General features: G+C 73.6%; 15 protein-coding genes and 1 pseudogene. 12 read left to right on the top strand and 4 right to left on the bottom strand.

The window, feature by feature from the left end; genetic code table 11:
- Nucleotides 1-320 precede the first annotated feature (320 nt).
- Nucleotides 321-1,364: a LacI family DNA-binding transcriptional regulator gene (locus tag ACGFQC_RS29815; protein WP_363091474.1), complete on the top strand. Its 1,044-nt coding sequence runs from the start codon at nucleotides 321-323 to the stop codon at nucleotides 1,362-1,364.
- Nucleotides 1,365-1,409: 45 nt separating this feature from the next.
- Here the strand turns inward: ACGFQC_RS29815 and ACGFQC_RS29810 are convergent, their stop codons facing one another.
- Nucleotides 1,410-2,030 (bottom strand): hypothetical protein, encoded by a 621-nt coding sequence (locus ACGFQC_RS29810; RefSeq protein WP_363091473.1) that lies wholly within the window; start codon nucleotides 2,028-2,030, stop codon nucleotides 1,410-1,412.
- A 120-nt stretch (nucleotides 2,031-2,150) separates the two neighbouring features.
- On the opposite strand from ACGFQC_RS29810, the gene ACGFQC_RS29805 reads away from it, so the two are divergent.
- Nucleotides 2,151-2,549, top strand: coding sequence for a VOC family protein (locus ACGFQC_RS29805; protein WP_363091472.1), 399 nt, complete (start codon nucleotides 2,151-2,153; stop codon nucleotides 2,547-2,549).
- 26 nt (nucleotides 2,550-2,575) lie between these two features.
- Here ACGFQC_RS29805 and ACGFQC_RS29800 read toward each other — a convergent pair whose 3' ends face one another.
- Nucleotides 2,576-3,250 carry a helix-turn-helix transcriptional regulator gene (locus ACGFQC_RS29800; protein WP_363091471.1) on the bottom strand — a complete coding sequence of 225 codons (675 nt, stop codon included), beginning with the start codon at nucleotides 3,248-3,250 and terminating at the stop codon, nucleotides 2,576-2,578.
- Nucleotides 3,251-3,259: 9 nt separating this feature from the next.
- Nucleotides 3,260-4,261: an AraC family transcriptional regulator gene (locus ACGFQC_RS29795; RefSeq protein WP_363091470.1), complete on the bottom strand. Its 1,002-nt coding sequence runs from the start codon at nucleotides 4,259-4,261 to the stop codon at nucleotides 3,260-3,262.
- An 80-nt stretch (nucleotides 4,262-4,341) separates the two neighbouring features.
- On the opposite strand from ACGFQC_RS29795, the gene ACGFQC_RS29790 reads away from it, so the two are divergent.
- Nucleotides 4,342-5,307: an NAD(P)H-binding protein gene (locus tag ACGFQC_RS29790; RefSeq protein WP_363091469.1), complete on the top strand. Its 966-nt coding sequence runs from the start codon at nucleotides 4,342-4,344 to the stop codon at nucleotides 5,305-5,307.
- Nucleotides 5,308-5,413: 106 nt separating this feature from the next.
- Here ACGFQC_RS29790 and ACGFQC_RS29785 read toward each other — a convergent pair whose 3' ends face one another.
- On the bottom strand, nucleotides 5,414-6,580 hold the full coding sequence (locus ACGFQC_RS29785) for a YihY/virulence factor BrkB family protein (protein ID WP_363091468.1): 1,167 nt from the start codon (nucleotides 6,578-6,580) through the stop codon (nucleotides 5,414-5,416).
- A gap of 248 nt (nucleotides 6,581-6,828) precedes the next feature.
- On the opposite strand from ACGFQC_RS29785, the gene ACGFQC_RS29780 reads away from it, so the two are divergent.
- The 9 genes and pseudogenes from ACGFQC_RS29780 to ACGFQC_RS29740 all read left to right on the top strand — a co-directional run.
- A complete protein-coding gene (locus ACGFQC_RS29780) occupies nucleotides 6,829-8,463 on the top strand; it encodes an acyl-CoA dehydrogenase family protein (RefSeq protein WP_363091467.1) in 1,635 nt (544 codons plus the stop codon).
- 202 nt (nucleotides 8,464-8,665) lie between these two features.
- Nucleotides 8,666-9,952 carry a hypothetical protein gene (locus tag ACGFQC_RS29775; protein WP_363091466.1) on the top strand — a complete coding sequence of 429 codons (1,287 nt, stop codon included), beginning with the start codon at nucleotides 8,666-8,668 and terminating at the stop codon, nucleotides 9,950-9,952.
- Nucleotides 9,953-9,969: 17 nt separating this feature from the next.
- Nucleotides 9,970-10,542: a GNAT family N-acetyltransferase gene (locus ACGFQC_RS29770; RefSeq protein ID WP_363091465.1), complete on the top strand. Its 573-nt coding sequence runs from the start codon at nucleotides 9,970-9,972 to the stop codon at nucleotides 10,540-10,542.
- A 127-nt stretch (nucleotides 10,543-10,669) separates the two neighbouring features.
- Complete coding sequence (locus ACGFQC_RS29765; RefSeq protein ID WP_309486338.1) at nucleotides 10,670-10,753, top strand: putative leader peptide; 84 nt, start codon at nucleotides 10,670-10,672, stop codon at nucleotides 10,751-10,753.
- A 183-nt stretch (nucleotides 10,754-10,936) separates the two neighbouring features.
- A complete protein-coding gene (locus ACGFQC_RS29760) occupies nucleotides 10,937-12,634 on the top strand; it encodes a nitrite/sulfite reductase (RefSeq protein WP_363091464.1) in 1,698 nt (565 codons plus the stop codon).
- On the top strand, nucleotides 12,631-12,810 hold the full coding sequence (locus tag ACGFQC_RS29755; protein ID WP_363091463.1) for a hypothetical protein: 180 nt from the start codon (nucleotides 12,631-12,633) through the stop codon (nucleotides 12,808-12,810). Before ACGFQC_RS29760 ends, ACGFQC_RS29755 begins: the two co-directional genes overlap by 4 nt.
- The gene (locus ACGFQC_RS29750; RefSeq protein WP_363091462.1) at nucleotides 12,807-13,517 is read left to right on the top strand and encodes a phosphoadenylyl-sulfate reductase; all 711 of its coding nucleotides are present in this window, start codon (nucleotides 12,807-12,809) and stop codon (nucleotides 13,515-13,517) included. The genes ACGFQC_RS29755 and ACGFQC_RS29750 overlap by 4 nt, the downstream gene beginning before the upstream one ends.
- A gap of 86 nt (nucleotides 13,518-13,603) precedes the next feature.
- Nucleotides 13,604-14,140 (top strand): adenylyl-sulfate kinase, encoded by a 537-nt coding sequence (cysC, locus tag ACGFQC_RS29745; RefSeq protein WP_393288922.1) that lies wholly within the window; start codon nucleotides 13,604-13,606, stop codon nucleotides 14,138-14,140.
- Nucleotides 14,137-14,285, top strand: a pseudogene (locus tag ACGFQC_RS29740) (sulfate adenylyltransferase small subunit); the annotation flags it as partial. The gene cysC and the pseudogene ACGFQC_RS29740, both read left to right, overlap by 4 nt.

Below are 14,285 nucleotides of genomic sequence, written 5' to 3'. Positions count from 1 at the left end.
CGCGGGGGCCCCCGCCCGGGGGGGGCGCGGGGGGCGGGGGGGGGGGGCGGGGGGGGGGCGGGGGCGGGGCGCCGCGCCCCCGCCCCCCGGCCGCCCCCCCCCCCCGCCGCCCTTGCCCCGCCGCACCCGCACCCGCAGCGGCAGCCGCACGCCCATCCGCACCGCGCAACCGTTCCCCGCATCTCCCCACGTCTTCACGCCACGCCGCGGCACACCTAGGATAGCAAGCGCTTTCTGCGAGCCGTCGGTCAAGATCGGCTCCGAAAGGGCGGTGGTCGAACGTTCGCTGGCCCTCGGGCGGGCCGGAGAGGTGGTTCCCGATGGTCCGCACGGGCAGTGCGAGCGTGGCGGCCGGGCCGACCCTGGCGGTCGTGGCCCGCGAGGCGGGGGTGTCCGTGCCCACCGCCTCGAAGGTGGTCAACGGCCGCGAGGACGTGGCTCCCGAGACCCGACGCCGTGTCACGGAGGCGCTGGACCGGCTCGGTTACGTGCGCAGGCCCCGTTTCGACCCGACGAAGCCGCCCCGGCTGGTCGATCTCGTGGTGCGGTCCCTGGCCAGCTCCTGGTCGGGTGCGGTCCTGCACGGCGTGGAGGAGGCGGCGCACGACGCCGGCCTGGACGTGGTCGTCTCGGCCACCCTGTCGCGTACCCGGGCGGGCCGGCCACAGCGGGGCTGGCTGGACAAGCTCACCGCGCGCGGTTCGGCCGGCGTGCTGTTCGACCTGGCCGAGCTGACGGAGCCCCAGTACCTGTGGCTGGAGCAGCACCGGATCCCGTTCGTGATGATCGACCCGGTGCTGGAGCCGCCGCCGGGCGTGGTGTCGGTGGGCGCGGCGAACTGGCAGGGGGGCGTGACGGCGACCGAGCACCTGCTGGCCCTCGGTCACGAGCGGATCGCGGTGATCGCCGGAGCGCGCCGCAGGATGTGCAGCACCGCCCGCGTGGCCGGTTACCGTTCCGCCCTGGCCTCGGCGGGTCTCGGTCACCGCCCGGAGTACGTCCGCCACGCCGGCTTCGACGAGTCCGTGGCCCGTCACCGCATGCGCGAGCTGCTCGACCTCCCCGAGCCGCCGACGGCCGTCTTCGTGTGCTCCGACCGGATGGCGCTGGGTGTCTACGAGGCCGCGGCGGAAAGGGGATTACGGGTCCCGGACGACATCAGCGTGGTCGGCTTCGACGATCTGCCCGAGTCCCGCTGGGCCACGCCGGCCCTGACGACCGTCCGCCAGCCGCTGGCCGAGATGGCGGCGACGGCTCTGCGGCTGCTGGTGCGGATGATGGACGGCGAGCACCCGGAGGGGACCCGCACGGAACTGTCCACACGGCTGGTGGAGCGGGCGAGCACCGCACCGCCGGGCCGGTGACACATCCGGTACGGCCGCCCGCGGTGCCTCCGGCTCCGCGGTCTCTCATCCCCCCGCGTCGACGTCGTTGTCCGGGGCTCCGTCACCGAACGACGGCAGGTCGCCGCGCTCCACCGGGCCGCGCTCCGCCGGGCCACCGCCGGCCGGTGCGGACGGCAGGAGGTCGTCGAGTTCGCCGGCGGAGGGGCGGCGCAGGTGACCGGCGGCCTCGCGCAGGACGGCCCGGGGTACGTCCGTGCCGCCGACACGGACGACGAAGTCCTTCTTCGGGACGGCATACTCCGCCCACCGCCCGGCACTGCGGTACCAGCCGTCTCCGTCGCGGACGCAGGTGACGGGCTCCGCGGCGGACTCGCCGCCGGGTTGCCGTTCGCAGGTGGCGGCGGTCATCGTGCCCCGGTCGACGGCGAGTTGCACCTGTGTCCCCTTCTGCGGGGAGACGTAGACGGCGGAGAAGCCGTCGTCGCCGAGCACGCCGACGGACTGCCGGGCGAGGGTGTGACCGGGGGCGTCGGTGACGTACACCGCCTCCGGCGCGATGCCCAGGGCCTGCGCGCGGGACGCCAGTTCGGCGGGGTCGGCGGCGCCGACCCGTTCGCTGCCGCAGGCGGTGAGCAGCGCGGACCCCAGCAGCAGTGCGGGAAACAGACGCACGGTACGGATCATCCGGCCATCCTGCCGCACAGGTGTTCCACCGTCGTGGTGTTTCCGGTGACCTGGCCGACGCGGGACGGCGGGTCCGTTTCCTTCAAGACCCGTCGGACGGTCCTGCCTACGGTGGGCGGCATGAGTCCACGATTCGATGCCATCGGCCTGGTCGTCTCCGACATGGCCGCCTCCGTCGTCTTCTACCGCCGGCTCGGCCTCGCGTTCCCCGAGGGCGCCGAGCGGGAGCCGCACGCCGAGGCCGTGCTGCCGGGCGGGCTGCGGCTGCTGCTGGACACCGAGGACACCGTCCGGTCCTTCCACCCCGGCCGGCGGACCCCGGCCCGGGGCGGCCGGCACGCCCTCGCGCTGCGCTGCGAGGACCCGGCCGAGGTCGACGCGGTGTACGGGGAACTGGTGGGGGCCGGGTACGCGGGGGAGCTGAAGCCGTGGGACGCCTTCTGGGGTCAGCGGTACGCCGTCGTACAGGACCCGGACGGTCACGAAGTCGACCTGTTCGCACCTCTGGACGGTTCCTGACCGGTCCCCGACCTCTCGGCCCCGGCTCACCGGCCCAGCAGCACCGTCAGCGTCATGCCGCTCAGTTCCTTGACGTCCCGGGCGAAGTGCGCCTGGTCGGCGTAGCCGGCGCGGGTCGCGGTGTCCGCGTACGGCACGCCCCGCCGGGCCAGGGCCAGGGCGCGCTGGAGACGCAGGACACGGGCCAGCGTCTTGGGGCCGTAGCCGAAGGCGTGCAGGGAGCGCCGGTGCAACTGTCGTGCACCGAGTCCGAGTTCCTCCGCGACGGCGGCGACCGGGCGGCCCTGCGCGAGCGCGGTCACCAGTCGGCGCAGTACGGGGTCGGGTGGGGCGGCCCGCTCCAGCGCCAGCTCCTCCAACGCGGTCGCCGGGTGTCCCGCGGCCTCGATCCCGGCACACAGCCGCCTCACCTCGGCCGCGGGCCACAGGTCGGTCAACTCCACCCGCCGGTCGCGCAGTTCGTGGGCGGGCACGCCGAGGAGGGCGGGCGCGGTGCCGGGGTGGAAGCGCACGCCCGCCCAGGGCGTGGCCGGGCCGTCCGGGACGTACGCACGGGTGTCGGGTCCGGCGACGATCAGCCTGCCCTCGTTCCACAACAGGTCCATGCAGCCGTCGGGCAGCACGGGACCCGGGGTGCCGCCCGTCGGGGTGCTGGTCCACACCACCGCACCGGCGAGCCGGGAGGGCCGTTCCTCGTACACGGGGCCAGGCTACGCGCCGCCCCCGGCGGGGAGACCGGCCCCCGTCACCCGGCCCCGGTGCTCCTGCGGGCTGACGCCGTACACCCGCTTGAACGCACTGGACAGGGCGAAGGCGCTGCCGTAACCGACCCGGCGGGCGATCGCGCCGATCGTCTCGTCGGTGTCGCGCAGGAGGTCGGCGGCGAGGGCCAGGCGCCGGCCGGTGAGGTGGGTCATCGGGGGCTCGCCGACCAGCTCCGTGAAGCGGCGGGCCAGGCCGGCCCGGGAGACGCCCGCCTTCACGGCCAGGGACGCCACCGTCCAGGGGTGGGCCGGGTCGTCCTGGACCAGGCGCAGGACCCGGCCCACGACGGGGTCGGACATGGCCCGGTACCAGGCGGGCGCCTCCGCCTCCGGCCGCGAGAACCATGTCCGCAGCGCGGCGATCACCAGCAGGTCCAGCAGCCGGTCCAGAACGACCTCCTGGCCTGGCTCGTCGCGGCCGATCTCCTCCATGAGCAACGGGGTGAGCGGGTACGGCCACGCGTCGGAGGTGAGGGACAGCAGGGGCGGCAGGGCGCTCAGCAGCCGCCCGCTGATCTCGCCCTCCACCATGTACGTCCCGATGAGCAGCAGGGTGGAGCCGTCCAGCCGGTCGCCCCAGGCGCGCACGCCCAGGTCCATGGAACCGTTCAGGGACCGGCCGTCGGGGTGGGCGCACCGCCCTCCGGGCAGGATCAGCGCCTGTGGGGCCGTGGCGGGGTCGTCGGCGCAGAGGTAGGCGCCGGGACCGCGGGCGACGGCGAGGTCGCCCGCGGTGAGCCGGACCCGCTCGCCCTCGTCGGGCACGACCCAGCCCTCGCCGCGCACCATGAGCATCATCGTCAGCGGGGCGCGGTCCTCGACCCGTACCGCCCACGGCGGGTCGAAACACGCGCGGATCATGAGGGCGCCACGCGCGCGTGGACCTTCCAGCAGGCCCGCGAGGGGGTCACCCCGCGTGAGCCCGTTCGAGCGTGGGGCAGCGTCCATGCGGCCAGCGTAGACGCGCGCTTATGGGAATGAGCCGTTCGGCCATGGGCCCTCGCGCCGCACGGCCGTTGACTGGCGTCATGACACAGAACGCGGCACGGAACACGACGAGCGGAACGACGGACCCGACGGACCCGACGGACCCGACGGACCCGACGAGCGGAACGACGGGCACGACGGCGGACACGACGACCGGCACGACGGCGGACGCAGGGACGGGCGCGGCGGGGACGACGGTCGTGGTGACCGGCGCGACCGGCCGTACGGGCGGCCGCGTGGCGTCGGCCGCGCGGGCGGCGGGGCTCACCGTGCGGGCGGCCTCGCGGGCGACCGGCTTCGACTGGCGGGACCGTTCGACGTGGGCGGGGACGCTGCGCGGCGCGACGGCCGCCTACCTGGCGTTCCCGACGGACGTCGGCTCCCCGGAGGCGGCCCCGGCGGTCGGGGACATCGCGCGGGAAGCCGTCCGTCTGGGCGTGCGGCGGCTGGTGCTGCTGTCCGCGCGGGGCGAGGAGCAGGCACGGCCGGCCGAGGAGGCGCTGCGGGGGTCGGGCGCCGACTGGACGATCGTGCGGGCCGCGTGGTTCACCCAGAACTTCAGCGAGGGCCCGCTGGCGGAGGAGCTGCGTCTGAGCGGCGGGCTGGTGTTCCCGGCCGCCGAGCGGCTGCGGGAGCCCTTCGTCGACGTACGGGACATCGCGGACGTGGTGGTGGCCGCGCTGACCTCGGGGGACCGGTACGCACGGCGGGAGATCGACGTGACCGGGCCGCGGCTGGTCGCGTGGGGCGAGGCGGTCGCGGAGATCGCCGCGGTGACCGGGCGGGCACTGTCGTACCGGACCGTGCCGGCGCGGGAGTACCGGGAGCGCCTGGCCCGGTCCGGGATGCCGGGCGAGGAGGCCGACTTCCTGGTCGGGCTGTTCGAGGAACTGTTCGACGGGCGCAACGCGCAGCTCACGGACGGGGTGCGCCGGGTGCTGGGCCGCGAGCCGCGCGACTTCACCGCATATGCGAAGGAGGCCGCGGCGGCCGGCGCCTGGGTGTGACGCCACGGTCACCGCGGGCGCGCCCGCGCCGTCCGCGGTCGCCGTGGATCCCGCAGGTGCCGCCCGAGGTCGCCGAGGGCACGCACCGGCGGCATCCGCGCCGACGTCACCTCTCGGGGGGCGGGCACTCCTCCCCGCCCCCGCTCCCCTTCGGCGAGGTCTTCGCGTGAGTGCGCAGGCGGCCCGTGACGTCCTCCGGGGGCAGGAACCGGGACCAGCGTTCGGGGAACTCGGAGGGCATGTCGGGGTCGTCGGGGTCCTCGTGGATCCGGGCGGCGGCCACCCGGGCGACGTACTCGGCGGCCTCCTCCTGCCGCAGCCGCTCGTTGGCGTCGCGGACGGCGGCCGTCGCGGCGGCCGGCCAGACGCGGTCGATGGCGGCGTTCATGGCGGCGCCGACGAGCACGGCGAACGCGGACACACCGATCCACAGCAGGACGGCGACGGCGGCGGCGAGGGAGCCGTAGATGGTGGCCCCCTCGATGGTGTTCTCCAGGTAGATGCGGAGCAGGAAGCTGCCGAGCACCCACATGGCGAGGGCGACCAGCGCGCCGGGCACGTCCTCGATCCACGGGGAGCGCACCGGCACGGACACGTGGTACAGCGTGGTCAGGAAGGCGATGGACAGGACGATCACGACGGGCCAGTAGAGGACCTGGACGACCGTCGCCGACCACGGCACGATCCGTACGACGGCGTCGGGTCCGGCGACCATCAGGGGCAGCGCGATCGAGCCGATCAGCAGCGCGGCGACGAACAGCAGGAACGCCACCAGCCGGGTCTTGACGATGCCGCGCACGCCGTCGAGGCCGTACATGACGGTGATCGTGTCTATGAAGACGTTCACCGCGCGCGAGCCGGACCAGAGGGCGAACAGGAAGCCTATGGAGATGACGTCGGGGCGGCCGCCCTTCATCACGTCGTCGAGGATCGGCTGGGCGATCTGCGCGACGCCCTTCTCGGACAGGACGGTGCGCGAGGCGTCGAGGAGGTTGGCCTCCAGGCTGCTGATGGTGTCGGTGCCGGTCCAGTCGTCGACGTAACCGAGCAGGCCGATGAGGCTGAGCAGCAGCGGCGGCACGGACAGCAGCGTGAAGAAGGCGGCCTCGGCGGCGAGGCCGAGGATGCGGTACTCGATGCAGGAGTTGACCGTGTCCTTGACCAGCAGCCAGGCGGTCCTGCGCTTGGAGACGTTCCGGTAGAGGGCACGCGCCCGATGAAGACGCCCGCCGGGTGCCTCGGGTTGCTCGGGTGACTGACTTGCTGGCTGCACGCCTTAAAGGTATCCGCCGTGCGGGGCCGCCCTCACCTCCGGTGGGGCCCGCCACCACGAGCCGGGCCCGGCGCCCCGTCCCCGGTCCGGTGACCCACCCCGGTCCGTCCCGGCCCGCCCCTGGTCCGCCCTGGTCCACCCCGGCCCGTCCCGGGGCCGTCCTCGCGTCGGGCCGGGCTGCACGCGCCGTGCGGCGCGTTCCGGGCCCTCACGGCCATGACCGGTGCGCGCGCGGGTACCTTCCCGGTATGGCAGGCAGTACGCACACCGTGAGCAACCAGCCACCTCCCCTCCTCGGGCACGACGTCTACGGCACCGACCGGGCCCTGGTGGCCGCGGTGGAGCGGCACCTCGATCCGGAACTGCTCGACGAGGCGCGCGGCGAGCTGTCGGCGCTGGGCCGGGCCGCCGGGTCGGCACAGCTCCACGAGTGGGCGGTGCAGGCGAACGAGAATCCGCCCGAGCTGCGCACGCACGACCGCTACGGGCACCGCGTCGACGAGGTCGCCTTCCATCCCGCCTGGCACCGGCTGCTGGGCAAGGGGGTCGGCGCGGGGCTGACCGCGGCCTGGACGCGTCCGGGCGGACACGTGCGGCGGGCTGCGGGCTTCCTGGTGTGGACGCAGGTGGAGGCCGGGAACGGCTGTCCGCTGTCCATGACGCACGCGGCGGTGCCCGCGCTGCGCACCGACCCGGAGCTGGCGGCCGAGTGGGTGCCGCGGCTGACGTCCACGATCTACGAACGGGAGCTGCGGCCCGCCCGGCACAAGGCGGGGGCACTGTTCGGGATGGGGATGACGGAGAAGCAGGGCGGCAGCGACGTCCGGGCGAACACGACGTCCGCGCGGCCGCTGGCCGAGGCCGGAACGTATGTGCTGACGGGGCACAAGTGGTTCTGTTCGGCGCCGATGTCGGACGGTTTCCTGGTGCTGGCGCAGGCCGCGGAGGGGCTGACGTGCTTCCTGGTGCCGCGCGTGCTGGAGGACGGCACGCGCAACCCGTTCCTGATCCAGCGCCTCAAGGACAAACTGGGCAACCGGTCGAACGCCTCCGCCGAGGTGGAGTTCGACGGGACGTGGGCCCGCCGGGTCGGTGAGGAGGGGCGCGGGGTGCGCACCATCATCGACATGGTGGCGGCGACCCGGCTGGACTGTGTGCTGGGGTCGGCGGGGCTGATGCGGGCGGCCGTCGCGCAGGCGGTGCACCATTGCGCGTACCGGGAGGCGTTCGGCGGGAAACTCGCCGACAAGCCGTTGATGCGCAATGTGCTGGCCGATCTCGCGCTCGAGTCGGAGGCGGCGACGGTTCTCGGCCTGCGGCTCGCGGCGGCCTGCGACGACGGCGGCGAGCAGGAGCGGGCGCTGCTGCGGATCGCGGTGCCGGCCGCCAAGTACTGGGTGACCAAGCGGTGTACGCCGGTGACGGTGGAGGCCGCGGAGTGCCTGGGCGGCAACGGGTACGTGGAGGAGTCGGGGATGCCCCGGCTGGTGCGCGAGTCGCCGCTGAACTCGGTCTGGGAGGGCGCGGGCAACGTCCAGGCGCTGGACGTGCTGCGGGCGCTGCGGCGCGAGCCGCAGGCGCTGAACGCGTTCCTCCAGGAGGTGGGGCGGGCGCGCGGGGCGGATCACCGGCTGGACGCGGCGATCAAGGACCTGCTGACCGAACTGGCCGATCTGGACGGTGCGCAGGCGCGGGCGCGGCGGATCGCGGAGCGGTTCGCGCTGGTGTTGCAGGGGTCGCTGCTGGTCCGGTTCGCGCCGCCGGAGGTGGCCGACGCGTTCTGCGCCTCGCGGCTGGGCGGCGACGGCGGCGCCGCCTTCGGGACGCTGCCCCACACGCTGGACCTGCGGGCGCTCGTGGAGCGGGCCCGGCCCGTACCGTGACCGGCGGGAACGGGAGGAGCGGGCCCGGCGGGTCCCCTTCCGGCGCTCCCTCCCTGTTTCCGTACGGAGTTTCCGTACGGATATGAGGTCTTCACCCCCTCACGGGGGCCGACTGCCGTAGCATCCCTCTACGGGTCACCCCACCTGCTCCTCGGGCAACGCAAGGATCGTCAGGCGCAGTTGGCCCGTCTCGGGAGGACGAATGAAGCAGCGTGGCCGACATCGCCGGCGCAGGCGGGGCAGGGTGCTGCGCGGTTTCCTGACGGGAACCGCCCTCGCGCTCACCGCGGCCGCCACCATGATCAGTGCTTCCCAGGCCACGGTCTCCGACGGTCCCGGCGCCCTGGAACCGCTCACGTCGTCGGCCGACACGGCCGCGCTGCGGCTGACGGAGGAGGCGGTGCCGCCGGCCGCCCTGGACCGGCTCGCCGCGGGGATGGGCCCGTCGGTCGGTGTCGGTGAGGCGCTGAGCGGCGCCGCCCGTTCACTGCGCGACGCGGCCGACTGCACCGGGGGCGAGCGCGACGCCCTGCCCGTCTCCCCGACGGCCACCCGCGCGTACTGCTGGAACGCCGACGACACCGCCGGCTGGGAGCCGGGCGCCGTCACCACCTCCGGGGACGCGGACGACGACGGCCTGTGGGGCGCGCACCGGGTGATCGTCTCCGGCTGGTCGCGCGGCTCCGGCCCGGTCGCCGACCGCGGTCTGGCCCGGGTGGCGTTCGTGGACGCGGACGACACGGACCGCCTCTCCTACACCTGGGCGCTGCTGGCCGTCCCCGTGGACGGGGGGCGCGACTACCGGGGCCTGGTCTCCCGGGTCTCCGGCATGGTCTGGTACCAGGACAAGCTGCTGGTGACCGCCGGCGACGGGGACCGGGCCGCGCTGTACGTGTACGACGTCAACCGCATCCACCGCGCCACGGTCGCCGGCGCGGCGGTCGGCCGGGTGCCCGGCGGCTGGTCGGCGCACGGTGCCCCCTACGTCCTGCCGGCCGTGGCCTCCTACCGGCTGAGCGGCGGCCCCGACGCCCCGCGCCCGGCCACCGTGTCCCTGGACCGCAGCACCGCGCCGGACACCCTCGTCGCCGGGGAGTGGACTCTCGACGACGACCGGGGCGCCCGGCTGTGGCGGTACGCCTTCGACACCGCGCCCGGCCGGGCCGGTCTCCTCGCCGGTGACCCGGCGGGACGGGTCGGCGCGACGCAGGCGTACCGGACCGAGGCGAACGGGGTGCGCGGTGTGCTGGCGCACGACGACGGCTGGTACGTGAGCCGGGGCGGCGCCGAGGACGGTCGCGGGACGCTGTGGCGGCAGGACGCGGACGGCGCGCGGGCCGCGCGCTGCGGCGCCGACGACAGCCGGGACTGCTGGAGCCCACGGACCGAGTCGCTGTCGTACTGGGCCCAGACCGGCGACGTGTGGACGCAGTCCGGCCGGGTGCTGTTCGCGCTGCCGCTGGCCTCGATCGACAGATCCGCGGAGTAGATGATTCCCTGACGGGCATGACCGACATCCCCGTGACCACCTGGTCCCTGGAGCAGACCGCGCCGGGCGACCTGCGGCCGGCCGCCGCGCCCGAGGGCGACGTGCGGATCGTGCGCTCCGCGGTGGCCTCGCCCGAGTTCAGCCGTTTCCTGTATGCCTCCGTGGGCGGGGACATCCGCTGGATCGACCGGCTGGGCTGGTCGTACGCGCGGTGGCGGGAGCATCTGGACCGGCCGGGCGTGGAGACCTGGGTGGCGTACGACCGGGGGACGCCCGCGGGGTACGTGGAGCTGGAACCGCAGGACGACGGGGCCGTCGAGATCGTCTACTTCGGATTGATCCCGGCCTTCCGGGGGCGGCGGATCGGCGGCCACCTGCTGTCGTACGGCGCCGCGCGCGCCTGGGACCTCGCGGACCGCTGGCCGGGGCTGCCGCAGACCAAGCGGGTGTGGCTGCACACGTGCAGCCTGGACGGCGAGCACGCGATGGACAACTACCGGCGCCGCGGGTTCAGGCTGTTCGACACCGCGGTCGAGGAGAAGCCCGAGGTGGCCGCTCCGGGTCCCTGGCCGGGCGCATACCCCGTCTGACCTGCGTCGACAAGACATCACGCACAGCATGTGACCGACACCACCCTGGTCTCACATAACGGGACCAGGGTGTCCACATGACGGACGAAGCTGGACTGTGTCCAGATCGCCGTGACACGCTTCCGTCATGTCTGGAACTGGAATTGCCTTGGTGAGTCGGCGGCACGTCGATCTCGGCCGCATGTCCAGCGCCATCTGTCCGGCGAGCTGACGAGCCGAAGCCCCGCCGACAGCCCCCTCCAGCATCCCCTCCGCGCAACGACGCGCACACGTGCCCCGGTGCGCTCACGCCTGCGCAGGTCAGGTCCGTCCGCCCGGCACCCGACCACCGTTCCCCATGGACGGCGCCCCGCGTCGGCCCCTTCCCGTCACTGTCCCGAAGGACGTATTCACGATGGCCGCCACCCCCGACAACCCTGCCGCCTCAGCGCCCCGCCGCAAGGTGAGCCGTCACCGCGGCGAGGGTCAGTGGGCCGCGGGGCACTTCACCCCGCTCAACGGCAACGAGCAGTTCAAGAAGGACGACGACGGTCTCAATGTGCGGACACGCATTGAGACGATCTACTCCAAGCGCGGCTTCGACTCGATCGACCCCAGCGACCTGCGCGGGCGGATGCGCTGGTGGGGGCTCTACACCCAGCGCAAGCCCGGGATCGACGGCGGCAAGACCGCGATCCTGGCGCCGGAGGAGCTGGACGACGAGTTCTTCATGCTGCGGGTCCGCATCGACGGCGGCCGGCTCACGACCCGTCAACTGCGGGTGATCGGCGAGATCTCGCAGGAGTTCGCGCGCGGCACCGCGGACATCACCGACCGGCAGAACGTGCAGTACCACTGGATCCGCATCGAGGACGTGCCGGAGATCTGGAACCGCCTGGAGGCGGTCGGCCTGTCCACCACCGAGGCCTGCGGTGACACGCCCCGCACCATCCTCGGCTCGCCCGTCGCCGGCATCGCCGAGGACGAGATCATCGACGGCACCCCGGCCATCGAGGAGATGTACCGCCGGATCGTCGGCAACCCGGCCTTCTCCAACCTGCCCCGCAAGTTCAAGACCGCGGTCTCCGGTTCGCCGCTGCTGGACGTGGCGCACGAGATCAACGACGTCGCCTTCGTCGGCGTCGAGCACCCCGAGCACGGCCCCGGTTTCGACGTGTGGGTCGGCGGCGGCCTGTCCACCAACCCCAAGCTGGGGGTTCGGCTCGGCGCCTGGGTGCCGCTGGACGAGGTCGCGGACGTGCACGAGGGCGTCGTCTCCATCTTCCGCGACTACGGCTACCGGCGGCTGCGCAACCGCGCCCGCCTGAAGTTCCTGGTAGCCGACTGGGGTCCGGAGAAGTTCCGCCAGGTCCTGGAGGACGAGTACCTGCGGCGCAAGCTCCTCGACGGCCCCGCCCCCGCCCAGCCCGCCGGGCGCTGGCGCGACCACGTCGGCGTGCACCGCCAGAAGGACGGCCGTTTCTACGTCGGTTTCGCACCGCGCGTCGGCCGCGTGGACGGCGCCACCCTGACGAAGATCGCGGACCTGGCCGAGGCGCACGGCTCGGGCCGGGTCCGGACCACCGTCGAACAGAAGATGATCATCCTCGACGTCGAGGAGGACCGGGTCGAGTCGCTGGTCGAGGCCCTCGGGGCACTGGACCTGACCGCCAAGCCCTCCCCGTTCCGGCGTGGCACGATGGCCTGCACCGGCATCGAGTACTGCAAGCTCGCCATCGTCGAGACCAAGCAGCGCGGCTCCACCCTGATCGACGAACTCGAGCGCCGCATCCCGGAGTTCGACGAACCGATCACCATCAACCTCAACGGCTGCCCGAACGCCTGCGCCCGCATCCAGGTGGCGGACATCGGCCTCAAGGGCCAACTGGTCCTCAACGACGCGGGTGAGCAGGTCGAGGGCTTCCAGGTGCACCTGGGCGGAGCGCTCGGTCTCGAGGCCGGTTTCGGCCGCAAGGTCCGCGGCCTGAAGGTCACCTCGGACGAACTGCCCGACTACGTCGAGCGGGTGCTCAAGCGGTTCCAGGCGGAGCGCGAGGACGGCGAGCGGTTCGCGGTGTGGGCCGCGCGGGCCGGCGAGGAGGCCCTGTCGTGAGCGAGCGCGCCGCCCCCTTCCACTGCCCCTACTGCGGCGACGAGGACCTGCGTCCCAGTGAGCAAGGCCACGGAGCCTGGGAATGCGGCGCGTGCAACCGCGCATTCCAGCTGAAGTTCCTCGGGCTGCTCGCCCGGGGGGTCCGGCGCACCGACAACGGAGGGGAGGCGATATGACGACGACTCAGGAAGCGCGTGCCGCAGAGGAGTTGAAGTCGCTCGCCGAGCAGGCGGGCCGCGACCTGGAGGACGCCTCCGCGCTGGAGATCCTCCGGTGGGCCGTGGACACCTTCGGCGAGGAGTTCTGCGTGACCTCGTCCATGGAGGACGCGGTGGTGGCCCATCTGGCCTCCCGCGTGCGCAAGGGCGTGGACGTGGTCTTCCTCGACACCGGCTACCACTTCCCCGAGACCATCGGCACCCGGGACGCGGTCGAGGCCGTGATGGACGTCAACGTCATCACCCTCACCCCGCGGCAGACGGTCGCCGAGCAGGACGCCGAGCACGGGCCGAGACTGCACGACCGCGACCCCGACCTGTGCTGCGCGCTCCGCAAGGTGCGGCCGCTGGAAGAGGGCCTGAAGGACTACCGGGCCTGGGCGACCGGGCTGCGCCGCGACGAGTCCCCGACCCGGGCGGGCACGCCGGTCGTCGGCTGGGACGAGAAGCGGCGGAAGGTCAAGGTCTCCCCCATCGCCCGCTGGACCCAGGACGACGTGGACGCCTACGTCGCCGAGCACGGCGTACTGACCAACCCCCTGCTGATGGACGGCTACACCTCCGTCGGCTGCGCCCCCTGCACCCGCCGGGTCCTGGAGGGCGAGGACGCGCGCGCCGGCCGCTGGGCGGGCCGCGCGAAGACCGAGTGCGGACTGCACGGATGACGGGCGCCGAGGCGATCCACACGACTCCCACAGCTCCTGTCGCCACTGTGGTGACAGGAGCGATCACTGCGACCCAGGAGAATCACGTGACGACCGGAGCCACCGTCTGGCTCACGGGTCTGCCGAGTGCCGGCAAGACCACCATCGCGTACGAGCTGGCCGCTCGGCTGCGCGAGGAGGGCCACCGCGTCGAGGTGCTCGACGGCGACGAGATCCGCGAGTTCATCTCCGCGGGCCTCGGCTTCAGCCGCGAGGACCGGCACACCAACGTGCAGCGCATCGGATTCCTCGCCGAACTGCTCGCCCGCAACGGTGTGAAGACGCTCGTGCCGGTGATCGCGCCGTACGCGGACAGCCGCAAGGCGGTCCGGGCGCGCCACGAGGAGGGCGCGACGGCGTACCTGGAGGTGCACGTGGCGACCCCGGTCGAGGTGTGCAGCGAGCGGGACGTGAAGGGCCTGTACGCCAGGCAGGCGGCGGGCGAGCTGACCGGGCTCACCGGGGTCGACGACCCCTACGAGATCCCCGAGCGGCCCGATCTGCGGATCGAGTCCCAGAACCAGACCGTCAAGGAGTCCGCGGCGTCGGTGTACGCCCTGCTCAACGAGAGGGGACTGGTGTGACGACCGTCGCACGGACCGAGGGGGGCACGGACTCCCCGTACGCCCTCAGCCACCTGGACTCCCTGGAGTCGGAGGCGGTGCACATCTTCCGGGAGGTGGCGGGGGAGTTCGAGAACCCGGTGATCCTGTTCTCCGGGGGCAAGGA

This window comes from Streptomyces sp. NPDC048734 (assembly GCF_043198675.1).
Lineage (GTDB): Bacteria > Actinomycetota > Actinomycetes > Streptomycetales > Streptomycetaceae > Streptomyces.
This window is presented reverse-complemented; position numbering and strand designations above follow the sequence as displayed.